At 66.1% G+C, this 24137-nt stretch carries 24 protein-coding genes; 11 read left to right on the forward strand and 13 right to left on the reverse strand.

What is annotated here, in order from left to right; all coding sequences use genetic code 11:
* The first annotated feature begins 39 nt into the window (after positions 1 to 39).
* Positions 40 to 948 (forward strand): factor-independent urate hydroxylase, encoded by a 909-nt coding sequence (gene pucL, locus C3B78_RS16720; protein ID WP_104999053.1) that lies wholly within the window; start codon positions 40 to 42, stop codon positions 946 to 948.
* A 181-nt stretch (positions 949 to 1129) separates the two neighbouring features.
* Positions 1130 to 2641, forward strand: coding sequence for a nucleobase:cation symporter-2 family protein (locus C3B78_RS16725; RefSeq protein ID WP_234005442.1), 1512 nt, complete (start codon positions 1130 to 1132; stop codon positions 2639 to 2641).
* Between the two features lie 103 nt (positions 2642 to 2744).
* Here the strand turns inward: C3B78_RS16725 and C3B78_RS16730 are convergent, their stop codons facing one another.
* Positions 2745 to 3500 (reverse strand): IclR family transcriptional regulator, encoded by a 756-nt coding sequence (locus C3B78_RS16730; protein WP_104999054.1) that lies wholly within the window; start codon positions 3498 to 3500, stop codon positions 2745 to 2747.
* Between the two features lie 234 nt (positions 3501 to 3734).
* Between C3B78_RS16730 and C3B78_RS16735 the strand changes: the two genes are divergently transcribed.
* Genes C3B78_RS16735 through C3B78_RS16750 form a run of 4 tightly spaced genes read left to right on the forward strand, consistent with a single transcriptional unit; the run spans position 3735 to position 8926 of the window.
* Positions 3735 to 5180, forward strand: a complete 1446-nt coding sequence (locus C3B78_RS16735; protein WP_104999055.1) for an NAD-dependent malic enzyme — start codon at positions 3735 to 3737, stop codon at positions 5178 to 5180.
* Positions 5181 to 5217: 37 nt separating this feature from the next.
* Positions 5218 to 6816, forward strand: coding sequence for a malate synthase A (gene aceB / locus C3B78_RS16740; protein WP_104999056.1), 1599 nt, complete (start codon positions 5218 to 5220; stop codon positions 6814 to 6816).
* Between the two features lie 3 nt (positions 6817 to 6819).
* Positions 6820 to 8097 carry a DUF6986 family protein gene (locus C3B78_RS16745; RefSeq protein ID WP_104999057.1) on the forward strand — a complete coding sequence of 426 codons (1278 nt, stop codon included), beginning with the start codon at positions 6820 to 6822 and terminating at the stop codon, positions 8095 to 8097.
* A gap of 16 nt (positions 8098 to 8113) precedes the next feature.
* A complete protein-coding gene (locus C3B78_RS16750) occupies positions 8114 to 8926 on the forward strand; it encodes a bifunctional allantoicase/(S)-ureidoglycine aminohydrolase (protein ID WP_104999058.1) in 813 nt (270 codons plus the stop codon).
* Between the two features lie 33 nt (positions 8927 to 8959).
* Here the strand turns inward: C3B78_RS16750 and C3B78_RS16755 are convergent, their stop codons facing one another.
* Positions 8960 to 10141 carry a zinc-dependent alcohol dehydrogenase gene (locus C3B78_RS16755; protein WP_104999059.1) on the reverse strand — a complete coding sequence of 394 codons (1182 nt, stop codon included), beginning with the start codon at positions 10139 to 10141 and terminating at the stop codon, positions 8960 to 8962.
* Between the two features lie 170 nt (positions 10142 to 10311).
* On the opposite strand from C3B78_RS16755, the gene C3B78_RS16760 reads away from it, so the two are divergent.
* Positions 10312 to 10560 carry a hypothetical protein gene (locus C3B78_RS16760; RefSeq protein ID WP_104999060.1) on the forward strand — a complete coding sequence of 83 codons (249 nt, stop codon included), beginning with the start codon at positions 10312 to 10314 and terminating at the stop codon, positions 10558 to 10560.
* A gap of 33 nt (positions 10561 to 10593) precedes the next feature.
* Here C3B78_RS16760 and C3B78_RS16765 read toward each other — a convergent pair whose 3' ends face one another.
* From C3B78_RS16765 to C3B78_RS16775, 3 genes are all read right to left on the reverse strand, one after another.
* Positions 10594 to 11301 carry an HAD family hydrolase gene (locus tag C3B78_RS16765; protein WP_104999061.1) on the reverse strand — a complete coding sequence of 236 codons (708 nt, stop codon included), beginning with the start codon at positions 11299 to 11301 and terminating at the stop codon, positions 10594 to 10596.
* A complete protein-coding gene (locus tag C3B78_RS16770; protein ID WP_104999062.1) occupies positions 11301 to 11591 on the reverse strand; it encodes a hypothetical protein in 291 nt (96 codons plus the stop codon). Before C3B78_RS16770 ends, C3B78_RS16765 begins: the two co-directional genes overlap by 1 nt.
* Positions 11592 to 11705: 114 nt before the next feature.
* Positions 11706 to 13514: a glycoside hydrolase family 15 protein gene (locus C3B78_RS16775; RefSeq protein ID WP_104999063.1), complete on the reverse strand. Its 1809-nt coding sequence runs from the start codon at positions 13512 to 13514 to the stop codon at positions 11706 to 11708.
* Between the two features lie 89 nt (positions 13515 to 13603).
* Here C3B78_RS16775 and C3B78_RS16780 point away from each other — a divergent pair, with 89 nt between their 5' ends.
* Both C3B78_RS16780 and C3B78_RS16785 read left to right on the forward strand, forming a co-directional pair.
* Complete coding sequence (locus C3B78_RS16780) at positions 13604 to 14335, forward strand: DUF72 domain-containing protein (protein ID WP_104999064.1); 732 nt, start codon at positions 13604 to 13606, stop codon at positions 14333 to 14335.
* 66 nt (positions 14336 to 14401) lie between these two features.
* Positions 14402 to 15508, forward strand: a complete 1107-nt coding sequence (locus C3B78_RS16785) for an App1 family protein (RefSeq protein WP_104999065.1) — start codon at positions 14402 to 14404, stop codon at positions 15506 to 15508.
* A 42-nt stretch (positions 15509 to 15550) separates the two neighbouring features.
* Here C3B78_RS16785 and C3B78_RS16790 read toward each other — a convergent pair whose 3' ends face one another.
* The 4 genes from C3B78_RS16790 to C3B78_RS16805 form a co-directional block, all read right to left on the reverse strand.
* Positions 15551 to 17131 carry a glycoside hydrolase family 1 protein gene (locus C3B78_RS16790; protein ID WP_104999066.1) on the reverse strand — a complete coding sequence of 527 codons (1581 nt, stop codon included), beginning with the start codon at positions 17129 to 17131 and terminating at the stop codon, positions 15551 to 15553.
* Between the two features lie 83 nt (positions 17132 to 17214).
* On the reverse strand, positions 17215 to 17592 hold the full coding sequence (locus C3B78_RS16795; protein ID WP_104999067.1) for a hypothetical protein: 378 nt from the start codon (positions 17590 to 17592) through the stop codon (positions 17215 to 17217).
* A gap of 58 nt (positions 17593 to 17650) precedes the next feature.
* On the reverse strand, positions 17651 to 17974 hold the full coding sequence (locus C3B78_RS16800; protein ID WP_104999068.1) for a J domain-containing protein: 324 nt from the start codon (positions 17972 to 17974) through the stop codon (positions 17651 to 17653).
* A 60-nt stretch (positions 17975 to 18034) separates the two neighbouring features.
* Positions 18035 to 18460: an Hsp20/alpha crystallin family protein gene (locus tag C3B78_RS16805; protein ID WP_104999858.1), complete on the reverse strand. Its 426-nt coding sequence runs from the start codon at positions 18458 to 18460 to the stop codon at positions 18035 to 18037.
* Between the two features lie 135 nt (positions 18461 to 18595).
* On the opposite strand from C3B78_RS16805, the gene C3B78_RS16810 reads away from it, so the two are divergent.
* Entirely contained in the window at positions 18596 to 18919 is a 324-nt protein-coding gene (locus tag C3B78_RS16810) for a MerR family transcriptional regulator (RefSeq protein WP_104999069.1), read from the forward strand.
* A 12-nt stretch (positions 18920 to 18931) separates the two neighbouring features.
* Here C3B78_RS16810 and C3B78_RS16815 read toward each other — a convergent pair whose 3' ends face one another.
* Positions 18932 to 19735: a phosphatase PAP2 family protein gene (locus C3B78_RS16815; RefSeq protein ID WP_104999070.1), complete on the reverse strand. Its 804-nt coding sequence runs from the start codon at positions 19733 to 19735 to the stop codon at positions 18932 to 18934.
* A 171-nt stretch (positions 19736 to 19906) separates the two neighbouring features.
* Here C3B78_RS16815 and C3B78_RS16820 point away from each other — a divergent pair, with 171 nt between their 5' ends.
* The gene (locus C3B78_RS16820) at positions 19907 to 20476 is read left to right on the forward strand and encodes a hypothetical protein (protein WP_234005443.1); all 570 of its coding nucleotides are present in this window, start codon (positions 19907 to 19909) and stop codon (positions 20474 to 20476) included.
* A 91-nt stretch (positions 20477 to 20567) separates the two neighbouring features.
* Here the strand turns inward: C3B78_RS16820 and C3B78_RS16825 are convergent, their stop codons facing one another.
* From C3B78_RS16825 to C3B78_RS16835, 3 genes are all read right to left on the reverse strand, one after another.
* Complete coding sequence (locus tag C3B78_RS16825; protein WP_234005444.1) at positions 20568 to 22370, reverse strand: S8 family serine peptidase; 1803 nt, start codon at positions 22368 to 22370, stop codon at positions 20568 to 20570.
* A 182-nt stretch (positions 22371 to 22552) separates the two neighbouring features.
* Complete coding sequence (locus tag C3B78_RS16830) at positions 22553 to 23428, reverse strand: NAD-dependent epimerase/dehydratase family protein (protein WP_104999072.1); 876 nt, start codon at positions 23426 to 23428, stop codon at positions 22553 to 22555.
* Between the two features lie 56 nt (positions 23429 to 23484).
* Positions 23485 to 24078 (reverse strand): adenylate kinase, encoded by a 594-nt coding sequence (locus C3B78_RS16835; protein ID WP_104999073.1) that lies wholly within the window; start codon positions 24076 to 24078, stop codon positions 23485 to 23487.
* Positions 24079 to 24137 lie beyond the last annotated feature (59 nt).

The following is a 24137-nucleotide window of genomic DNA, read 5'->3' on the forward strand; positions in this document are numbered from 1 at the left end:
GGAACCTAGGTTCCACTTACCGGAAGTTGGGAACAGACCATGAGCAGCAAGATCATCCTCGGCGACAACCAGTACGGAAAGGCCGAGGTCCGGGTGGTCAGGATCACCCGCGACACGGACCGCCACGAGATCGAAGACCTCAACGTCACCTCGCAGCTGCGGGGCGATTTCGCGGCCGCCCACCTCGAAGGCGACAACGCGCACGTGGTGGCCACTGACACCCAGAAGAACACCATCTATGCCTTTGCCCGTGAAGGCATCGGCTCCCCCGAGGCGTTCCTGCTTCGCCTCGGGGAGCACTTCACCTCCAGCTTCGACTGGGTTAGCGGCGGCCGCTGGGAAGCCGAGTCCTACAGTTGGAACCGGATCCAGGCCCACGGAGCCGAGCACAACCATTCCTTCGTGCGCAACGGCCAGGAAATCCGCACAGCAGTCCTGGTCCGTGACGGCGCCGCCACTCACCTGATCTCCGGACTGAAGGACCTGACCGTCCTGAAGTCCACCCAGTCCGGCTTCGTGGGCTACCCGAAGGACAAGTACACCACCCTGCAGGAGACCACCGACCGCATCCTGGCGACCGATGTCTCTGCCCGCTGGCGTTTCAAGACCGGCACCGATTTCAGCACGCTGGACTTCAACAAGAGCTACGACGACGTCAAGGGCCTCCTGCTCGAAGGCTTCACGGAAAAGTACTCCCACGCCCTCCAGCAGACACTCTTCGACATGGGCACCAAAGTGCTGGAAGCACACAGCGAGATCGACGAGATCAAGTTCTCCATGCCGAACAAGCACCACTTCCTGGTGGACCTCTCGCCGTTCGGCCTGGACAACCCCAACGAGGTCTTCTTCGCGGCCGACCGCCCCTACGGCCTGATCGAGGCCACGGTCCAGCGCGAGGACGCCGCCCCTGCGGACATCGCCTGGTCGGGCATCGCCGGGTTCTGCTGAACCGCAGCGCCGTCAACCCATCCGGGCCCGGGGTTTCTTTCCATTGGTCATCCCATGGCGCTTCTAAGCGCCCGTGACCTGGGCGGCAGCTCCGGGCCCACGCCCCTAGCCTTTCAGCCACACCGTTAGCCAGACAACGTTAGCCAGACGAAGACGTCTGCCATGAACCAGAAAGTCTGCCATGAACATCAAGAACCCCCTCAAAGCCGACGCCAAACAGCGCCTGAAACGCGCCACCTCCACCAGGCCCGAGGATGAACGGCTCTCAATCGGGAGCAGCTTCGCCTACGGTTTCCAGCATGTCCTGACCATGTATGGCGGCATCATTGCCGTTCCCCTGATTGTCGGCCAGGCCGCAGGCCTATCTCCTGCCGATATCGGCATCCTGATCGCAGCGGCCCTATTCATGGGCGGCCTGGCCACCCTCCTGCAGACCATCGGCATCCCTTTCTTCGGATCCCAGCTTCCCCTGGTGCAGGGCGTTTCCTTTGCGAGCGTGGCCACCATGGTCGCGATCGTCAGCGGTGGAGGCGGGCTGCCCGCCGTCTTCGGCGCGGTCATGGTCTCGGCGGCCATCGGCCTCTTGATCGCCCCCATCTTTTCCAAGATCGTCAGGTTCTTCCCGCCGGTGGTGACCGGCACCGTCATCACCACCATCGGCCTGACCCTGATGCCCGTCGCTGCAAACTGGGCCATGGGCGGCAACCGAAAGGCCGAAACCTACGGCAGCACGGCGAACATCGGCCTCGCCGCCGCCACTTTGGCCCTGGTGCTGCTCCTGAGCAAGGTCGGCAGCGCCACTATTTCACGCCTGTCGATCCTTCTGGCGATGGTCGCGGGCACGGCCATCGCCGCGGCCACCGGGATGGCGGACTTCTCCAAGGTGGGCCAGGGGCCGATTGTCGCCTTTCCGACTCCCTTCCACCTCGGCGCCCCCACGTTCGAGATTGCGGCGATCATCTCCATGCTCATTGTTGTGCTGGTGATCCTGACCGAAACCATGGCTGACATCCTTGCCGTTGGCGAAATCGTGGGAACCCGGACCGACTCCAAGCGCATCGCCGCAGGACTGCGGGCCGACATGGGCTCCAGCCTCATCGCACCGGTGTTTGGTTCCTTTACGCAGAGCGCCTTCGCCCAAAACGTGGGCCTCGTGGCAGTCACAAAGATCAAAAGCCGTTATGTCGTGGCAGCCGGAGGCGTGATCCTGGTCCTGCTCGGCCTGCTCCCGGTCATCGGCCGCGTCGTGGCCGCCGTCCCCACCGCCGTCCTGGGCGGCGCGGGAATCGTGCTCTTCGGCACGGTCGCCGCCAGCGGCATCAGGACCCTTGCGAAGGTCGAATACAAGAACAACATGAACCTGATCATCGTGGCCGCGTCCATCGGGTTCGGCATGATTCCGATCGCCGCGCCGACGTTCTATGACAAGTTCCCTTCCTGGTTCGGCACCATCTTCCACTCCGGCATCAGCTCGGCAGCGGTCATGGCGATCCTGCTGAACCTCCTCTTCAACCACCTCAAAGCCGGCAACTCGGAGAACCAGTCGGTGTTCGTGGCGGGAACGGGCCGCGTGGTGCGGGAGGAAGACCTCAGGTGCCTGGCGGAAGGCGACCGTTTCGAGGGCGGCAAGCTCATCGACTGTGAAGGCAAGGAAGTGAAGGTCGAGTCGTCCGAGAAAGCGTCGGAGCACTAGGAGCAAACGCGAAATGGCAGTTCACGGCAGTGCTCCACAGGTACATTGCTGCGAACTGCCATTTCGGCGGTTAAGCACGACGGCGGCTTGCCGCTTTGGTGCCTCAGGTGCGGTTCAGTTCCCGGGAGATGGCCTCGGCCGCTTCGCGGAGGACGGGTACCGCCTTGTCGGCGAAGTGCTCGTCCACGCGGGATACCGGGCCGGAAACAGAGATTGCCGCTGGAGTGGGAGCATTCGGTACCGCCATGGCGAAGCACCGTACACCGAGTTCCTGTTCCTCCTCGTCAATGGAGTAGCCGCGCTCCCGGATGAGCTTGAGGTCCGCGAGGAGCTCATCCACATCCCCGATGCTCTTGGGGGTGGGGGTAGGCATCCCGGCGCGGCTGACGATGCCGCGCACCACCTCGTCATCCAGTTGGGCCAGGATGGCCTTCCCGACGCCGGTGGCGTGGGTATGGGCCCGCCGGCCCACCTCGGTGAACATGCGCATGGAGTGCAGCGACGGCACCTGCGCCACATAGATCACCATGTCCGAATCCAGCACCGCCATGTTGGAGGTCTCCCCCAATTGGTCAACCAGCGTCTTGAGCTGCGGGCGGGCAACGGCGCCCAGCTGCTTGTTGGCCCCCTCGCCCAGGCGGATCAGCCGCGGGCCCAACGCATAGCGCCGGTTGGGCAGCTGGCGGATGTAGCCCAAGGACACCAGCGTCCGCAGCAGGCGGTGGATGGTGGGCAGCGGAAGGTCCGTGGATGAGGACAGTTCACTGAGCGTGACGTCGCCGCCGGCGTCCGTGATGAGTTCCAGCAGTTCGAAGACGCGCTCTACCGACTGCACGCCGCCCGACGCTTTTTCTGCCATTCCGTTGTCTCCTACGGCTCAGATTCTGACAACTCTTATCCGCATCGTGAAAAGAGTTGCTTAGAACACCCAACATACAGCACCCCCGCGGTGACCGCGATGCCTCTGCCGCAGTCGCATACGGAGGACTTGTATTTCCATTCTGCAGATAATAATATCCATAATACGAAAACATCGTTTTGAGAAGACGGGCCGGCCACGGCCCTTTAGAAGGCACAAACAGGAGGACATTCAATGGCGAACCCCAGCCCCGGAAATTCGATCACCCTGCGCGTGGAAGCGCCCGCGAGCTTCAGCGCCACCAGCGAGCTTGCCGCCGCCGTCGGAGCGGCAGGCGCCGCCATCACCGCCCTGGACGTCAGCGAATCCCACCACGAGACCCTCGTGGTGGACGTCACCTGCAACACCACGGACGACGAACACGCCGCCCGCATCAAGGACGCCCTGAACGCGCTCGACGGCGTCACGGTCCAGCACGTCTCGGACCGCACCTTCCTCATGCACCTGGGCGGCAAGCTGGAAGTCGTCCCCAAAGTCGCCCTGCGCAACCGCGACGATCTCTCGCGCGCCTACACTCCCGGCGTCGCCCGCGTTTGCCTGGCCATAGCCGAGGACCCTGCGGCGGCCCGCAACCTCACCGTCAAGCGCAACACCATCGCCGTCCTTACCGACGGCTCGGCCGTCCTGGGCCTCGGCAACATCGGCCCGGCCGCCGCCCTTCCGGTGATGGAAGGCAAGGCCGCGCTCTTCAAGCAGTTCGCCAACGTGGACGCCTGGCCCGTGTGCCTGGACACCCAGGACACCGAGGAAATCATTATGATCGCCAAGGCAATGGCCCCTGTCTACGGCGGCATCAACCTGGAGGACATCGCAGCCCCGCGCTGCTTCGAAATCGAGAACCGGCTCCGCGAGGAGCTGGACATCCCGGTATTCCACGACGACCAGCACGGCACCGCCATCGTCACCCTCGCCGCCCTGGTCAACGCACTGCGTGTTGTGGGCAAGAAGCTGGACGAGGTGAAGATCGTGGTCTCGGGTGTGGGCGCCGCGGGCTCGGCCATCATCCAGCTGCTAAAAGCCGAAGGGGCGCGGCACATCATCGCCGCCGGCCGCTCCGGAGCCATCCACTCGGGGGAGGTTTACGGCGACGGACACCGCGCCTGGATTGCTGAGAACACCAACGAAGAAGGCTTCGCCGGCACCCTGCACGAAGCCCTCGTGGGCGCGGACGTGTTCATCGGCGTCAGCGCCCCGCACGTGATCGGCGAGGAACAGGTGGCCGCCATGGCGGAGAAGGCCATCGTGTTTGCCATGGCCAACCCGACGCCGGAAATCGACCCTGTCGTTGCTTCGAAGCACGCCGCCGTCGTAGCCACCGGCCGCAGCGACTTCCCCAACCAGATCAACAACGTCCTGGCCTTCCCGGGCTTCTTCCGCGGCCTGCTCGATGCCGGAGCTTCGGACATCACCCCGGAGATGCTGGTGGCCGCCGCGGAGGCCATCGCCAAGCGGGTAGCTGACGACGAGCTCAATGCCAGCTACATTATCCCCAGCGTCTTCGATCCCCATGTGGCCGCCGATGTAGCCTCCGCGGTGGCCGCTGCCGCCCGCGCCGCCAACGTTGCAGCAGCCGCTGTTACGGTCACGGCGGAACCGGAAGCCGCCCTGGCCAGCGCCTGATGCACCGCCTGACTTCAGCACAAGGAAAGGACCAGAAATGGCCATCACCGTCACAGACCCCCGGCCCATCAACCGCGCGGAGGAGATCCTCACCCCGAAGGCCCTGGCGTTCGTCGAGGAGCTGCACAACCGTTTCGCCGGCACCCGCAACGAACTCCTGAAGGCCCGCGCCGCCAAGCGGCAGCGTGTGGCGGAAACCGGCAAGCTGGACTTCCTGCCGGAGACCAAGGAAGTGCGCGACGGCGACTGGACAGTTGCGCCCGCACCGGCAGCTTTGCAGGACCGCCGCGTGGAGATGACCGGGCCCGCCTCACCGGCAAAGATGGCCATTAATGCGCTGAACTCCGGCGCCAAGGTGTGGCTGGCGGACCTTGAGGATGCGAGCACCCCCACGTGGGGCAACGTCATCGACGCCATCCTCAACCTCCGCGACGCGGCCCAGGGCACCCTCAGCTACACCTCGGACGAGGGCAAGGAATACCGGCTCCGCACGGACGCGCCGCTCGCCGTCGTAGTGGCCCGCCCCCGCGGCTGGCACATGCCGGAGAAGCACCTGCTGATCAATGGCGAACCGGCCGTGGGCGCGCTGGTGGACTTCGGGCTGCACTTCTACCACGTGGCCAAGCAGCTGGTCCTGAACGGCCAGGGCCCGTACTACTACCTGCCCAAGATGGAGAGCCACCTCGAGGCCCGGCTCTGGAACGACGTCTTCGTCTTCGCCCAGGACTACCTGGGCCTCGGCCAGGGCACCATCCGCGCCACCGTGCTGATCGAGACCATCCCGGCCGCGTTCGAGATGGACGAGATCCTCTACGAACTGCGCGACCACGCCTCCGGCCTGAACGCCGGCCGCTGGGACTACCTGTTCAGCATCATCAAGTACTTCCGCGATGCCGGCGAGGAGTTTGTGCTTCCGGACCGCGCCTCCGTTGCCATGACCGCACCGTTCATGCGCGCCTACACCGAACTGCTGGTGAAGACCTGCCACAAGCGCGGGGCCTTCGCCATGGGCGGCATGGCGGCCGTCATCCCCAACCGCCGCCACCCGGAAGTCACCGAGGCTGCGTTTGAAAAGGTCCGGGCGGACAAGACCCGCGAGGCGAACGACGGCTTCGACGGCTCCTGGGTTGCGCACCCGGACCTGGTCCCCATCTGCCGGGAAGTCTTCGACACCGTGCTCGGTGACAGGCCCAACCAGCTGGACAGGCAGCGCCCCGAGGTCAACGTCACGGCCGGTCAGCTCCTGGACGTCGCCTCCGCGGACGGACAAGTCACCGAGGCGGGACTGCGCCTGAACCTTTACGTGGCTGTTGCCTACACGGCGGTGTGGCTGTCCGGCAACGGTGCGGTGGCCATCCACAACCTGATGGAGGACGCCGCCACCGCGGAAATCTCCCGCTCCCAGGTGTGGCAGCAGATCCGCAACAAGTCCGTCCTCGCCGATACCGGAAACACCGTCACCCGCGAACTCGTGGAGCGGATCCTGGGTGAGGAAACCGAGCGGCTGCGTATCGAATTCGGCGACGAAGCCTTCCGCCGCTACTACAAGCCGGCCAGCGACCTGATCGCGGATATCTGCCTGTCCGAGGACTACACCGACTTCCTCACCACCCCGGCCTACGAACTGGTGGGCTGAGGCATGGCAGCATCACCCATGCCGTCGCTGTCCGCCGGAGACCTGGCGGACATCGACCGGCAACTGGGAGCCACGGACCGGCTGCTGGAGCAGAACTACCCGGGCGACGACGGCTCCCGCCAGCCCGTCCACACGGTGTACGTCCCCGCGGACCGGTTTACGCCGTCGTTCGCTGCCGATTGGGGCGCCGAGTCGCTGGCCACGGCGAACGCCCACGGCGGGCTGGAAAAGCTCGGTTCACTGCTGGGCCAGGACGCCGGGCTGGCGGCGGCCGTCGCCCCGCGCGTCGAAGCGAAACTCGCCGGCGAGCCCATCGAGGACCTGCGCCTCGATTTTGAGGACGGCTTCGGGGACAGGGGCGACGACGCCGAGGACACCGCCGCGGTTGCCGCGGCTTCCGCCGTGGCCGCCGCAGTCGCGGCCGGGTCCGCTCCGCCGTTCATCGGCATCCGCTTCAAGTGCTTCGAGGCTGCCACCCGCTCCCGGGGGCTGCGGACTTTGGACCTGTTTGTCTCCGCCCTGGCCTCCGCCGGGGAACTCCCGGAAGGCCTGGTCCTGACCCTGCCCAAGGTGACCACCGTGGCCCAGGTCAAGGCTATGGACTACGCCGTCTCCCGGCTTGAGGACGTGCACTCCCTTCCGGCCGGACGGCTTCGCTTCGAGGTGCAGGTGGAAACACCGCAGCTCATCCTGGGGCCGGACGGAACGTCGCCGGTGGCGCAGCTCCCGCACGCTGTCCCCGGCCGGATCAGCGGCCTGCACTACGGCACGTACGACTACTCGGCGTCGCTGCAGATCTCCGCCGAATACCAGTCCATGGAGCACCCGGTGGCCGACTTCGCCAAGGAGGTCATGCAGCTGGCGGTGGCCGGCACCGGCATCCGGCTCTCCGACGGATCCACGAACATCATCCCGGTGGGCGACAACGTGGAAAACGCCTGGCAGCTGCACGGCAGGCTCGTCCGGCGTTCACTTGAGCGGGGCTACTACCAGGGCTGGGACCTGCACCCGGCCCAGCTCCCCAGCCGCTTCGCCGCCACCTATGCCTTCTACCGGCAGGGACTGCCCGCAGCCGCGGCCCGGCTGCGGAACTACGTGGAGCAGACCGAAGGCGGCGTGATGGATGAACCCGCCACCGCCCGCGCTCTGGCCGCGTTCGTCCTCCGCGGCGTCCAGTGCGGCGCCGTCGGTGCGGATGAAGTCCAGGCGCTTGCCGGCGTCGGAATTCCGCAGCTCACTGCCCTGGCCCACCCGCGGCTCGCCACCACGTCCAACTCCTAGGTAAGGACCCCTCTTCATGGGCAAGTACTATTCCCCCACCGGCGGACTGCCGCCGCAGACCCACCTGACCACCGAGCGGGCCATCGTCACCGAGGCCTACACGGTGATCCCCAAGGGCGTGATGACGGACATCGTCACGTCCAACCTGCCGGGCTTTTCGAACACCCGCTCCTGGATCATCGCGCGGCCCATTTCCGGCTTCGCCACCACCTTCTCGCAGCTGATCGTGGAGATCGCCCCGGGCGGCGGTGCTCCCAAGGCAGAGTTCGAGGCCGGCGTCGAAGGCGTCATTTTCGTGACCCGCGGCAGGCTCAACCTCACCCTCAACGGCGAACTGCACCGAATGGAGGAAGGCGGCTACGCCTACCTGGCGGCCGGTGCTGAATGGGGCCTGGAGAATGTCTCGGACGGCGTCGTGTCCTTCCACTGGATCCGCAAGGCCTACGAGCGCCTTGAGGGCTACGAAGCCAAGTCCTTCGTCACCAACGAAAAGGACGTGGAGCCCACGTCCATGCCGGACACCAACGACGTCTGGAAGACCACCCGCTTTACGGACTCCAACGACCTGGCACACGACATGCAGGTGAACATCGTGACGTTCCAGCCCGGCGGCGTCATCCCGTTCCCCGAAACCCACGTCATGGAGCACGGCCTGTACGTCCTGGAGGGCAAGGCCATGTACCTGTTGAACAATGACTGGGTGGAGGTGGAGGCCGGGGACTTCATGTGGCTGCGCGCGTTCTGCCCCCAGGCCTGCTACGCCGGCGGTCCGGGCGAGTTCCGCTACCTGCTCTACAAGGACATGAACCGCCAGGTGCGCCTCACCTAAGCCACCCCCTCCCAAACGCGGGGCCGGGAAGTCTCACGCCCCCGGGTTCAGGACCACCTTGATGCAGCCATCCTCTTTCTTCTGGAACTTCTCATACAGGGCCGGCGCCCCCTCCAGCCCCGAACGGTGGGTGACCAGGTCCATCACACCCAGCGGATCGGCGTCGTCCTCCACCAGCGGCAGGATGTCATCGGTCCAGCGCCGGACATTGCATTGCCCCATCCGCACTTGGATCTGCTTGTCGAACATGGACAGCAGCGGCATGGGGCTCGCCTGGCCGCCGTACACGCCGCTCAGGGACAGCGTCCCGCCGCGCCGCACGGCATCAATGGAAGTGTGCAGTGCAGCGAGGCGGTCCACCCCGGCGGTCTCCATCGCCTTCTGGGCGAGTTTGTCGGGCAGCAGACCAAGCGCCTGGTGCGCAAACCCGGCAACCGGGGAACCGTGGGCTTCCATGCCGACGGCGTCAATCACCGCGTCCGGACCCCTTCCGGCTGTTATCTCCCGCAACTGGTCCGCAACGTCCTTGCCGTAGTCGAGCGTTTCCACGCCGTGCCGCTCAGCCATGGCGCGGCGTTCGGGAACAGGGTCCACGCCGATAACGCGGAGCCCCCGCTGGACGCCGATGCGGCTCGCGAACTGGCCCACGGGCCCCAGCCCAAACACTGCCAGGGTGCCTCCCGGGGGGACGTCCGCATATTCCACCCCCTGCCAGGCAGTGGGAAGGATGTCGGAGAGGAAAAGGTACCGCTCATCCGGCAGCTCCGTTCCCACCTTCACCGGCCCGTAGTCGGCATGCGGGACGCGCAGATACTCGGCCTGGCCGCCGGGAACAGAACCGTACAGCTCCGAGAAGCCAAAGAGCGCAGCACCGGAATCCTTGCTTTTGACCTGGGTGGTTTCGCATTGCGACTGGAGGCCCTGGCTGCACATGTAGCAGTGGCCGCAGGAGATGTTGAAGGGAACCACCACCCTGTCTCCCTTGCGAAGGTTGGTGACGGCACTTCCCACCTCCTCCACGATGCCCATCGGTTCGTGGCCAATCACGTCGCCCTTGTGCATGTAGGGTCCCAGGACCTCGTACAGGTGCAGGTCCGAGCCGCAGATTGCCGTAGAGGTGATGCGGACAATGGCATCGGTGGGTTCCTGGATCACGGGATCAGGTACTTCTTCCACGCTTACCGAGCGTTTTCCTTGCCAGGTCAGTGCTTTCACGATTCGCCTTTCTGGAGGTTTTGCCTTCCGTCCGGGCCGCGGCCCGTCATTCGACGCTATCCGCTTCCGAGAGAAAAAGTAAGCAGGCTGACTAAATACTTGCCGTCTCCGCCCCGGGCTTCTAGCGTGGGAAGGGCCAGGTCCGCAGCTACGCATGAAAGAGGAACGCCATGTCGCTCTACCAGCCGGAACCCGTTGAGATCTCCACGCGCATGCGGCCAGGCGAGTGGAGCGAGGAAAGCCTGGAGGCGCTCGTCAACAGCTACCGGACCCGCATCATGGAGATGGGAGCCAACATGGCGGAAGTGGCCACGGACATTGAGCGGAACGACGACGGTTCGGTCAGGGTTGCGGTGGTGTGGAACAAGGCCGCAAATGCAGGCGATGAGGATGCCGTCGCGGGCGGGCAGTCGCTCTGACTCAGCCTGCTGCCCAGCCTGCGTACTGCGGATTCACGGCCTCGCGAGCAGCCGGCCAATGGCACTTGAGGTCAGGTTCTGCAGCAGGTCCTGCGGCCCCTCATAGACTTCAACCGCCCCGGCTTCCCGGAGCTCGGCGGCGCTGACTCCGCCACAGGTAACACCGATGGCGGGGATCCCCAATGCCCCCGCAGCCAGCATGTCCCAGACAGCGTCTCCGATGAAGACGGCGTCCGCGGCCTCCACGCCAATCGCGTCGAGTGCCGCCACCAGGATGTCCGGGGCGGGCTTACTCTCTTTGGCATCATTGGCACTGGTGGCGCCGTCAAGGAAAGCGCTGGCGTCCAGGACGGACTCCATGACCGCAAGATCCTTCTTGCGGGCGGATGAGGCCAGCGCAACGGCCAGGCCACCGGCATGGCACTGGGCCAGCAGGTCTTTTGCCCCCTCGAAGGCGCGGAGCGCAGGCCAGTGGGATGCATAGAGCGCCCCGTGGCTGGCCATGACTTCCGGGTCCGCTGAACGGTCGCGCCCCTCCGGCAAGAGGCTGTCCACCAGCCGGTCCCCGCCCATGCCCACATAGTGGTGGATGGAGGCCATGGGGATGTCATAGCCGTGCTCGCGGAAGGCGCCCCACCAGGCGATGGTGTGGATGTAGGACGAATCGATCAGCGTCCCGTCAACGTCAAAAAGAACCCCCCGGCGCGGCCCGCCAGGGGGTGTGGTGCCCTGGGACGCCATCAGCCTACCGCTGCCCGCTTGGCGGCAGGGGCCTTCTTGTGCCGGGCAGCTTCCTCCTTGGCAGAACTGACGGGGCGGACGCGTTCGCGGAGAACCGTTCCGGCGCCGTCGCGGCTCTTGTCCCGGATCAATCCGGTACCGGCAATCTCCCGCGCCATTGCCACGCCGGCAACTGCAGCCCTTTTGGTGGGAAAGGTGACCGAGATGGCCATCAGGTTCCCGGCTCCATCCAGCATCCGGACCCTGTAGCCGCCGTCAGGGGCATCCACGAGCTCAAAATATCCGGCCATGCATATCACTCCTCCATCAGTCACCGCGTTGTGCTTCGTTGGAGCACTCCATGAGGTGTTAGTAAGTATACTTATCTCTTCTGCGAAGGAGAAGACACCCCGGACCGCGCCGCCTCAGCGCGGTTCCGCGGTCTCCGGCGGAATGGGGGTGTCACTCCGGCGAACCGTATCCTGATGAAGCTCCAAAGCGCTAGTCACAAGCGCGAAGTGGCTGAAGGCCTGCGGCGTATTGCCCAGCTGCCGGCCGGCTTTCACGGCCCATTCCTCGCTCAGCAGGCCGACGTCGTTCCGCAGTTCCAGCAACCGCTCGAAAAGCTCCCGCGATTCCTCGTGCCGTCCCGCGCCCAGCAGCGCCTCCACCAGCCAGAAGGAGCATGCAAGGAAGACGCCTTCGTCCCCCGGCAGGCCGTCGTCGCTCTCTTCGGGGCGGTACCGCAGGACGAACCCGTCCTGCGTAAGGTCACGCTGGATCGCTTCGATGGTTCCAATCACCCGGGGATCATCGGGCGGCAGGAACCCTACGCGCGGAATCAGGAGGAGGCTGGCGTCCAGCTCGGGCCGGCCATAGGACTGCACGAAAGTATTGCGGGCAGCGTCGAAGCCATTGGCCATGACGTCCTGGCGGATGGTCTCCCGCAGCCTTTCCCACCGCTCGGCCGGCCCCGGCAGCCCGGATTCCCGGACGCCTTTCACCATCCGGTCCGCAGCCACCCAGGCCATCACCTTTGAGTGGGTGAAATGGCGGCGCGGGCCCCGCATTTCCCACAGGCCGTTGTCCGGCTGGTCCCAGATCGTCTCCAGGTGCTCCATCAAGGCCAACTGGACGTCCCAGGCCTCGTCCGGATGCGTCAGCAGCGAATTCCGGGTCAGCGCGAGGCAGTCCAGCACTTCGCCCCAGACGTCCAACTGCAGCTGCTCCGCCGCGCCGTTGCCGATGCGCACCGGGGACGAATTTTCGTAGCCCTTCAGCCAGGGCAGCTCCATCTCAGGCAGGCGGCGCTCGCCGTGGATGCCGTACATGATCTGCAGGTCCGCGGGGTCGCCCGCCACCGCCCGGAGGAGCCAGTCCCGCCAGGCGGCCGCTTCCGCGGTGTACCCGGCCGCCAGGAGGGCCTGGAGCGTCATGGTGGCGTCCCGCAGCCAGCAGTAGCGGTAGTCCCAGTTGCGCGGGCCGCCCAGCTGCTCCGGCAGCGACGTGGTCACGGCCGCAACGATGCCGCCCGTGGGGGCGTAGGTCAGCGCCTTCAGCGTCACAAGGGAGCGCACAACGGCCTCCTGGTATTTACCTTTGACGGTGCACTGGGAAGCCCAGCCGCGCCAGAAGGCGGACGTGGTGCCAAGGACTTCCTCCGCGTCCACCGTGTGGGGCCGGGCCACGTGGCTTGGTGCCCAGGTGAGCACGAACGGGACGCGGTCCCCTGCGTTGACCGTGAAATCGCTGACGGTGTGCATGTTCTCGCTCTGAAGCGGCGCGGGGGTCACGAAATAGACGGCGTCCGGGCCTGCGATGGCGTGGAGCCCCAGCTCGTCCCGGCGGACCCACGGGATGATGTGGCCGTAGTCAAAGCGGAGGACCAGTTCACTGTGCATCGGCACGCTGCCGCTCACCCCCTCAACGATGCGCACTATGTCCGCCACAGAGTCGCGGGGCGGCATGAAGTCGATGACCCGCACGGTACCGCCGGAAGTTTCCCACTCCGTCTCCAGCACCAGCGTGCCGTCCCGGTAGGCCCGCCGGGTGCACGGGCCGCCACTCTTGGGCGCCAGCAGCCAGCGGCCGGCCTCCGGCGTATCCAGCAGGGCGTTGAAGCAGGCCGGGGAATCGAACCGGGGAAGGCACAGCCAGTCGATGGAGCCGTCCTTGCTGATCAGGGCCCCGGTTTGAAGGTCGCCGACCACCGCGTAATCTTCAATTCGCGCCATGTCCTTACACTGCCACAGCCGTCCCGAAAAGGAAGGGCATCGGCCGTGTAGCCTGAAGGAACGCCGGCCGGACGCCCACGGGAGGAACTATGGCAATCCACATCGGGACCTCCGGCTGGAGCTACGACCACTGGGAGAACGTCCTCTACCCGCCCAAACTGCCGGTAAGGGACAGGCTTGCCCACTATGTCTCCCGCTTCAGTACCGTTGAGCTCAACGCCAGCTTCTACCGCTGGCCCCGGGATACCACCTTCGCGGGCTGGAACCGGCGGCTGCCGCACGGCTTCAGCATGTCCGTCAAGGCTCCCCGCGGCCTGACCCACGCCCGGAAGCTGTACCAGCCGGAGGTGTGGCTGGAGCGGATCGAGCGGTGCTGGCACGAGCTCGGTGACAAACGGGGAGTCCTTTTGGTCCAGCTGCCGCCCGGCATGGAACGGGACGACGCCCGGCTGGAGTACTTCCTGGCCATGGTTCCGGAGTGGATCCGGGTGTGTGTCGAATTCCGGCACGCGAGCTGGGACAGCCCCGAGGTGTACGCGCTGCTGGAACGGCACCAGGCCGCCTACTGCATCATGAGCGGGGCCAACCTTCCCTGCATCCTGCGGACCACCGCGCCGTTCACGTATGTGCGGCTTCACGGCCCCGACCACCAGCACCTCTACGCGGGCTCCTACTCTGACGCCGACCTGCACTGGTGGGCGGACCGCATCCGCGAGTGGTCCGGCAACGGCCTGGACGTATATGCCTACTTCAATAACGACGGCGGCGGCAACGCCGTGCGCAACGCCGAGACCCTGCGCTGGATCCTGGGAGAAGGGTGACGTTAAGGAGTGGCGGCAAGCGGCGGAAGTGGCCCCGCCTGGTGCAGCCTGTGGCAGAGTGGTTCCATGGACACGGCTCCCCAGACCCCGCCAGGGCATGCAGCAACACCCCCGGACCAGCGCGGGACGGACCACACCCAGCTCTATGGAAACCAGGTGTTCAGGTTTGCGCACCGGATTTCGGATGCCGTCAACACCGTGCGCATCCAGTTGGCCAAACGCTGGAAGTTCGTTCCCCAGACCATCGCCTACCAGGGCTACGGCTCAACCAGCATGGTGCGCGTGCTGGGGCGGGTCCTGCTGACCCAGAAGCCGTCGCCGGGCAGCAAGGCAGAACATGCAGCCCTGAACGGCAACCAGAACGTCCGCGGTTGGCGCGCATTCACCAGCGTTCCGCTGCAGTTCACCGACGTCGAGATCACCATAGGCGATGTTGTCACCCACGTCCGGGCCGACCGGGGCGGGCTGATTGACACCGAAGTGAACGTTCAGCTCACGCCCGGCTGGCACACTGCCGTCCTGCGGGGCGAAGGCACTGAACCTGTTGAGGCGAAGATCCGGGTCATTGCCCCGGACGTAAAGTTCGGCATCGTTTCCGACATTGATGACACCGTGATGGTCACGGCCCTGCCGCGGCCTTTCCTGGCCCTGTGGAACACGTTCGTCCTGAGCGAGCGGGCCCGCATGGCCACCCCCGGCATGGCGGTCCTGCTGGACCGGCTGACCGTCGAACACCCGGACGCGCCGGTAATCTACCTGTCCACGGGGCCATGGAATGCCGCGCCCACCCTGGCCCGCTTCCTGACCCGGAACATGTACCCGTCCGGGGCCCTGCTCCTGACCGACTGGGGCCTGACCCAGGACCGGTGGTTCCGCAGCGGACAGGACCACAAGCACCGCAACCTGGAACGGCTCGCCAAGGAATTCCCTGACATGCGCTGGCTCCTGATCGGCGACAACGGCCAGCACGACGAAGCCATCTATTCCGAATTCGCGCAGGAGAACCCGGACAAGGTAGCCGCAATCGCCATCCGCCAGCTGTCCATCAGCGAATCGGTGTTCGCCGGCGGCCATTCGGAGGACGGGGACCACACCGCATCCCGGGTGCCGTGGATCTACTCACCGGACGGGGCAGGGATCGCCAAGCAGCTCGCCACGCTGGACCTGCTCTGAATCTGGCGTGAACCGTGCCCCAGGACCTGGCGTGAACCTGCCCTAGGCGCTGGCACCCAAAGCCGTGACGTCGTCGTCGTCGGACGCGTCAGCACCAACACCCTCGGTGCCTATGACATCAACGTCAAGAACGTCGGCAGCCATGGCCTCCGCGATTGCGGTACCCGCCGCCGCGGCGAGGTCGCGCTCCTCGATAAGTTCCTGCAGCCAGAAGTAGGAGGCTTTGGGCGTCCGCTCCAGGGTTTCGAAGTCCACGTGCAGGAGCCCGAAGGGCTGGTTGTAGCCGGCGGACCATTCGAAGTTGTCCATGAGCGACCAGACGTAGTAGCCGCGCAGGTCCACCTTTTCCGCCTCTCCCCCCGGCGCTGTTGCCCTCAGGGCGGCCTCGAGGTGGTCGGAGAGGTACTTCAGCCGGCGCTCATCCGGGATAAACCTCGTATTGGTGGACTTGTCCCGGACGATGATGTCCTCGAAGCTGGCACCGCCCTCGGTGAGGATGACCGGCGGGAGGTTGGGGTACCGCTCGCCCATCTCCTTCAGGGCCACTGCCATGTACTCAGGCTTAACGGGCCAGCCGTAGGAGGTGATGTCCGCTTCCGGCCAGGTCTCCACATGGAAGGGTGTTCCGCCGTTACCGGCCGCACTGAGGTCGCTGCCCATGGCCTCGGCCATGCTCGCCGGCACTGCGCCGCCGCCCGGCCCAACAGCCACCTTGGTGGGCATGTAGTAGTTGAGCCCGTAGAAGTCCAGGGGCTGCGAGATGAGCTCCATGTCCTCCTCCGGGTGCTCGAACGAGCTGAAGAACTTGGCGGCACGGATGAGGTCCGGATACTTTCCGGTCAGCACGGGATCGGCGTACAGCCGGTTCTGGGCCAGGTCCATCAGCCCCGCGCTGATGTAGTCCAGCGGGTTGATGGTGTTCGGAACCATGGGCGAGTAGACGTTGGACATGCCGATTTCGCCGGGCACTTTGGCCGCGCGAAGGGCCTGCACCGCCAGTCCGTGCCCCAGCAGTTGGTGGTGGACTGTGGGAAAGGCGGCCAGGAGCAGTTCTTTGCCGGGCGAATGCAGGCCGAGCGAGTAGCCGTTGGTGCTGACTGTGGCGGGTTCGTTGATGGTCACCCATCTGGCCACCCTGTCGCCGAATGCCTCTGCCAGGATGCCTGCGTAGTCCCCCAGCCGGTAGGCGGTGTCGCGGTTCAGCCAGCCGCCGGCTTCGTCCAGGGCCAGCGGCGTGTCCCAGTGATAGATGGTGGCCATGGGGGAAATGCCGTTGGCCAGCAGCTCGTCCAGGAGCCGGTCGTAGAAGTCCAGGCCCGCCTGGTTGGCCGGCCCGCGCCCGGTGGGCTGGATCCGCGGCCAGGCGAAGGAGAACCGGTAGGAGTCCACGCCCAGCTGCTTCATCAGGGCAACGTCCTGGGGCATGCGGTGGTAGTGGTCGCAGGCCGTCGCAGGGCTGTGGTTTTCGACGATGGCGCCGTCTTTGGCCGCGAAGATATCCCAGCCTGCCGGCCCCCGGCCGTCCTCATCCAGGGCGCCTTCAATCTGGAAGGCTGCCGTGGCCACGCCGAGCGTAAATCCGGGCGGGATGAGTGCGGCGAGGTCTTTGGCGGTGATATGCATCGGCGGGCCTTTTGTGACGGAGCGTGTGAGTACGTCTCAGGATGGCACAGCTGAGGGCAACTGACGAGCGGAACCACCGGTAGCTACTGGGTACCGAACAGGAACTCCTTGGCATGCACCACGGCCTTGCGGAACGCGTCATTCCGGAGCGTCACCAGATGCTCCGATTCGCCGTCGGCAGGTTCCAGGTACCCGGTATAGCCGGGGCGCAATACCCAGATGTCCCCCGCGGGCGGAAGGTAGAAGACCCCAAAGGACCGCTGCTGCTTTTCGTCGGCCGTCCAGACCGGCACAACGGCCAGTGCAGCGCCGGTGGCCGGATTGATCCATTGGGCGCGGGGCAGGGGCTGCTCATGCGCCTCCGGGTCCAGGAAGGGGGCAGTGCCGGTGCCCCAGCGCTGTTCGAAGCGCTCGTGGAATGCCGGGATCAGGGGTGAGTCGTAGCGGCGCCATTCGCTCATTCAGTTCTCCGCCTCCTCGCGGTTGTGGTTGTGGTCGTGCTGCCACCGCCACCCTGCGTCAGGCCCATGGCCCACTCTCCCACCGCACCGGGGTGACCCGGATAGCGGGTCCGGAGGAACCGGCCCGGCTGCGTACCTTGCGGACGGGGATGGCCTGTGCAGCGGCTGCTGCCCGCTGCGTGTCATAGGCGGCGCGCCGCTGGGGATCCCGCAGGACATTGAATGCCTGCATGATCTCCAGCAGCTCCCCTTCAGGCGTGGTGCCGCCGTCGACATCCGGATGGTGGCTGCGCATCAGTGCCCGGTAGGCGCGGGAAATCTCCTGTTGGGTGGCGTGTGGCTGGACCCGCAGGATGGCGTAGTAGTCGGGGGTGCTTGTCATGGCTGCAGGAACGCCGGGGCACGGGCAATGCCAAGGGTTGCCCGTGCCCGCCGGCTGCGGCTAGGTTCCGATCTGGTGCATCTCGCTTTGCTGCGTCTGGATCTCGATCTTGCGGGGCTTGGCCTGTTCCGCCACCGGGATCCGCAGGGTCAGGACGCCCTGGTCGTAGCTGGCCTTGATGTTGTCAGTGTCCAAGGTGTCGCCGAGGATCAGCTGCCGGCTGAAGACACCGCGGGGACGCTCGGAGGCCACCAATTCCACATTGGGCTGCGTGGGGTCCTTGCGTTCCGCCCGGACCGTGAGGACGTTGCGTTCAACGTTCAGGTCCAGCGAATCAATCTTCACGCCCGGAAGGTCGAACGCCACCACAAACTCGCCGTCCTCCTGCCAGGCGTCCATGGGCATGGCAGCCGGGCGGGCGGCAGTGCCAAAGACCTGCTGCGTGAGCCGGTCCAGCTCACGGAACGGGTCCGTGCGCATCAACATCATTTCCCACTCCTTCAGCTCTATAGGTGTTTACCGTGTCATATCCATCTCCGTAATCTATGGTGATGAATATAGATTTTTTATAGCACTCGTGGGAAACTGAGGCAAGGCTACCGGACGGATTTTGGAGAACTTATGGCAACGCAGGAAACCGGGCGGCCGCCCGGCCCCAATGGCAGCAGCCGCGCGCTGTATGCCATCTCCGTTGCTGCAAAGTTAGCGGGAACCGGCCAGCAGAACATCCGGCTCTACGAGACCAAGGGCCTGCTGACCCCGTCGCGGACGTCCGGCGGAACACGGCAGTACAGTGATGACGACATCGCCGTCCTGCTGCGGATCGGCGAACTGCTTGAACAGGGTCTTAACCTCGCAGGCGTGGCCAAAGTACTGGAACTTGAGGCCGCCAACGTCAAGCTGCACCGGGCTCTGAAGCGGGCCCGGTCGCGGCCCACGGGCTAGGGCGGTCCCGGCTCAGTCCTTGGGCGAGTCGGCCTTGGACAGTTCCCCGGTAATCCTCTCCCCCGGGATCCGGGCAGTGCGCCAGGTGTCCAGGGCTATGACCCCGCCGAGGATGATCAGTGAAAGGGACAACGACGCGAGGGCGTCGCTGAGCCAGTGGTACCCCAGGTACAGCCTGCTTACCGCGGCAAGGAAGATACCGATCCCCGCCCCCACGAAGCCCAGGACGGCGGCACGGGGATTGCGGCGCCGGGAGAAGATGAGGAATGCCCCCACCAAGAGGAAGTCGCATGCCCCCAGGACGTGCCCTGAGGGGAACGAGAAGGTGTGGTCGATCCCGAACAGCATCTGCTCCACGGGCGGCCGCGAGCGCCGCACGATCTGGAGGATGATCTGCGAAACGATCACGCCGGTGATCATCGCGGACGCCAGAAGGATGGGGCGCCAGGCGTGCTTTGCGGCGAACCCCCACGCCAGGATCACCACCAGGACAATGATGGGCAAGGCGATCGGGCCGAAGACCACGGCCAGGAAGATCATGATGACTGTCAGCGCCTGCGACCGCAGCCCGAGCAGCCAATCCCGGACGGGCACGTCGGCTGCGGACAGGCCATCGGCCTGCAGCACGCTGACCAGGGTGGCAATGAATAGAAGGGTTCCCGCCGCCGCCAGGATGATGGCTGCCCGGTACAGCCCGCGCCGGTCGGCGGGATCCACGTAGCGTTCCTCCACCACGAACTTGTCGTGGAAGGCACGCCACCTGCCGGTATGTTGCTTTGTTCCCGAGCCTGCTGATCCCTGTTGTCCCACTGTCATACCCGTCCCTGCGCCGTGAAGATTTGCCTAGGGTGAAGATTATCCCGGCTGGGCCGCGTTGGCGCCGGTTGACCGTATTTTTCCCGCGGCGACGGTGCCCATCCCCTGCAACAGCCCCGGGGCAGCCCGTCTGCATGGGTGCCATAAACGAAACTGATTGACGCGCCTGCCGTGGAATCAGCTGCCGCCATCCTGGCGGAATCCGCTCCGCAGGTGCAGTGGGACCACACGGCAGCCGCCGCGCACGTGCTTCAGGACCTCAACCTGCGCGCCAGGACTGACCTGGTGGCCCAGGCATTGCAGGATGACATTGGAAGCGTCCCGGGCGCGGGATATCCGACGGCGGCGGGCAGCTTCCGCGCCACACTTGCCGTCCAGCGTCCCGAAGCCAACCTGCCCATCCTCGGTTCCCCCTACCGCGACCCGTCCGAGTACGTGCGGCGGTCCGTTGCCAACCACCTGAACGATCTTGCCCGGCACGCGCCTTCGGCGGTGGTGGCCACCGCCCGGGAGTGGCTCTCAGCGGCTGATGCCAACACGGGACGGGTGGTCCGCCACGGCCTCCGCACGCTCGTCAAGAAGGGACATCCTGGCGCCCTTGCGCTCCTGGCGTGGACTACCTCCTCCACTACCGCAAGGCGAACGGCAGCCAGTCGGCCAAGGTTTTCAAGGCCTCAACCCTCACCCTTGCACCCGGTGAGGGCCGGAGCCTGTCCAAACGCCATGCCTTCCGGCAGATGACCACCAGGGTGCACCATCCCGGCCTCCATGCCCTGGAACTCCAGGTCAACGGCGCAGTGCACGGGCACGCGGAGTTCGTGCTCGTGGGCGCCTAGTAGGAACCGGTGGTGAACTGCCAGGTCCGGCTGGTGAGCTGGTTGCCCGCAAGGTCCCGGACGGCCGTTCCGCCGCCGGTGACCGTCACGGTGTACTTGGTTTTGGCGGCCAGCGGCTGTGCGGGATCCAGGATCCACTGGTTGGTGGTGCCGTTCCGGAAGACGGTTGCCGGCACCTGGGCGCCGGTGGCGGTGTTCTTCACGGTGTACGTGGTTCCGTTGACGCCCTGGACGGCCTCGCTGAAAGTGACGCTGACGTTGTTGCCGCGGCGCACCAGCAAGGCGTTGCTGCCGGGCGTGTACGCCGTGATGGCGGGCGCGGGGCCGGTGAGGAAGCTCCAGCTGACGGAGGCAAGCGGGGTGCCGGCGCTGTCCCGGATGCCGGACGCACCGCCCACCAGCGTGGCCGTGAAGGTGGTGTCCGCGGCAAGGCCGGCGGCGGGGTCCAGGGTTGCCGTCCGGGTAGTCGCGTTGTAGGAGACGGCGGCAGGGATGGTGGCGCCGGCGGAGTCCTTGAGCACGAAGGTCCCGCCGGTGACGCCCTGGACTGCGGTGCTGAAGGTGGCAGTGACGTTGGTTCCTGCCGCGACGGCAGTGGCATTGGCGCCCGGCGTCACGGCTGTCACCGTGGGAGCGGGAGCTGGCGCGGGGGCTGGGGCCGGAGCGGGCGCTGGAGCGGCCGCAGCAGAGTACAGCAGGCGGTTGGGCGTGCCGCTGCTGGCCCCCGCCACAACCCCTGCCGTGGCGTTGGAGGCGAGCGCGCCGGAGACCTGGGCGGGGGTGAGCGCCGGGTTCTGCGAAAGCAGGACCGCTGCTGCCCCGGCCACGTGCGGTGCGGCCATCGAGGTGCCGGACATTGACGCGGTGGCGGTGGAGGACGTGTGGTACGCCGAGCTGATGCCCACGCCGGGGGCGTAGAGGTCCACGCAGGAACCGAAGTTGGAGAAGGACGCCTGCCTGTCGGCGGAATCGCTGGCGGCCACTGTCACCGCCGCCGGGACCCGTGCCGGTGAACTTCCGCACGCGTCCACGGCGGAGTTGCCGGCGGCAACCACGGCGGCAACGCCGTCGTTCACCACGGACTGGATGGCGGTGTCCACGGCTGAGCTGGCGGCCCCGCCCAGGCTGAGGTTCACCACGGCCGGAGCCCCTGCGGCGTGGTTCGCTGCGACCCAGTCCAGGCCTGCCACCACATCCGAGTTGTAGCCGGATCCGTTGCAGTCCAGCACCCGGACGGGAACAATGGTGGCGCTCTTGGCCACCCCGTAGGTGGTGCCGGCAACGGTTCCGGCAACGTGAGTGCCGTGGCCGTTGCAGTCGCTTGAGCCCCTTCCGTCAGCTACTGCGGTCCACCCGGAGGTGATGCGCCCGGCGAACTCGGTGTGCGAGGCCAGGACTCCGGAGTCCACCACGTATGCGGTCACGCCTGCTCCCGAGGACGTCCAGGAGTAGGAGCCGGAAAGCGGCAGCGGCCTCTGGTCCACCCGGTCCAGGCCCCAGGGCGCGGGCTGCTGGGTGTCGGAGATACCCACCGGGGCATCGGCTTCCACGGACACCACCCGGCCGGATTTCGCCAGCGCCGCTGCCTGGGCAGGATTGGCAGTGACCACGGCGCCGCGGAAGGCGTGCGTGAAGGTCCGGCCGACGGCGAGGCCCTGGGACCGCAGCCCGGCCGCCTCCGCAGCTACGTCGGTGCCGGACGCGTACTGGACGATGTAGCGTCCGGAAGCCCCGGGGTCAGCCGGCGCAACGGCAGCGGCGGGCAGTGCGGTGACGGACAGGACTGCGGAGGCCAACACTGCTGCGGCGGGCAGCGCAAGGAATGAAGTGCGAATTTTGGGGTCCTCGTTCGGCGTTTTCGGGCTGCGGGGGCGGGGATTTCCCCCGGCCCTACCAAAAGGATAGGAGCCCGCAACGCGCCGTCACGTGGTCTTTGCGGGATCCTTCGGCAACCCTTGGTGAACCTTGAGCCCGGACCGGTTCAGCCGGTTTTGGCACCGCCAGCACTGGGGGAAACGTGCGTCCGCCATGTGTGTTCCGGCTCGAATCCCAGCAGCCGCCGCGCCTTGTCAATGGACAGCATGGTCTCGTGTTCGCCCAGGTCCTTGACCACGCTGACCCGCGGGAACACTTCCGCGGCGAGGCTTGCGCTTGAGCGGCTCATGACGGTGTCCGCGTTGGCGATGATGAAGGCTTCGAATCCCGGTTTCCCGTTCTCCAGGGCCCGGGCCACCGCCTGGGCACCGTCCCTCCCATCGATGTACCCCCAAAGGTTCCACTTCCGGAGGGCGGCGTCGGAGTCGAAGGAAGGGAACCTCTCGTAGTCCGCCACGTCCATGACGTTGGAAAACCTCAGTCCCACAATGCTCAGTTCCGGATCCCAGCGCGTCAGCTCCACCGCCATCTGCTCCTCCAGGTGCTTCACCAGGGAGTACGTGCTTTCAGGCCGGGCGGGGTATTCCTCATCCACCGGGATGTATGGCGGGTCGACGTCGAACGGCAGTCCCAGCACGGTCTCGCTGGAGGCATACACCACTTTCTTGATGCCGGCCCTGCGGGCCGCCTGGAACACGTTGTAGGTGGAAAGCATGTTGTTCTCGAACGTCGCGGCGTCAGGAATTATGCCCGGTGCAGGGATGGCACCAAGGTGCACCACGGCGTCGAAACCTTCGTGCCTGTCATCCAGCCCCAACAGGACATCCAGGACCTGGCCGTAGTTGCGCAGGTCCACCACAACCAGGCCCGGGCTGCGGCTGCCCTCACGGTCCAGGTTGAGGACCTGGTGGCCGTCCTCCGTGAGCCTGCGGACCACGTGCCGCCCGAGTTTTCCGCTACCGCCGGTTACCGCAATTCTCATCAGTTTTCCTTTATGTTTGTGGCTTGCGCCGGGTTGGTCGCCAGGTCAGGCGCGGGTCAGTTGCCGCGGCGCGGCGTTCCAAGGAACTTTTCGACGGCGGCGATCGCCAGTCCGGTAATCTCACCGGGATCCCCGCTTCCGTTCACGGACACTAGGAGTCCGCGCCCGGCGTAGACCGAGACTACTTCATGCGTCTCGCGGTGGTAGAGATCAAGGCGGCGCCGGAACACCTCCACCGTGTCGTCCGTGCGCCCTTGGTCCGCCGCGCGCCGCCGCATCCGTTCTTCCAGCACGGCGTCCGGGGCGGACAGTTCGATGACCGCGTCCAGGGCGTACCCCTGCGAGGCGAGCATGTTGTCCAGTTCCGTCACTTGGAGGGCTGTCCGCGGATAGCCGTCCAGCAGGAACCCCGCCTGCAGGTCGTTGTCCAGGAGGCGGTCCTTGACCAGTGCGTTGGTGAGGTGGTCCGGGACGAAATCGCCGCCGTCGAGGTAGCTGGCAGCCTGGTTTCCCAGCTCAGTCTCTTGGCTGACGTTGCTCCGGAAGATTTCTCCGGTGGAGACCGCCGGGACGCCGAAGTGCCGTGCCAACTGTTCCGCCTGCGTACCTTTGCCGGAACCCGGCGGGCCGATGATGAGCAGCCTGGTCATGATCCTGTCCCACTTCCTGCCCCCTCGGGGCGTGCCGGCCGCCGGTTCGGGCCCTGCCG

The organism is Arthrobacter sp. PGP41, assembly GCF_002953935.1.
Classification (GTDB): Bacteria; Actinomycetota; Actinomycetes; order Actinomycetales; family Micrococcaceae; genus Arthrobacter.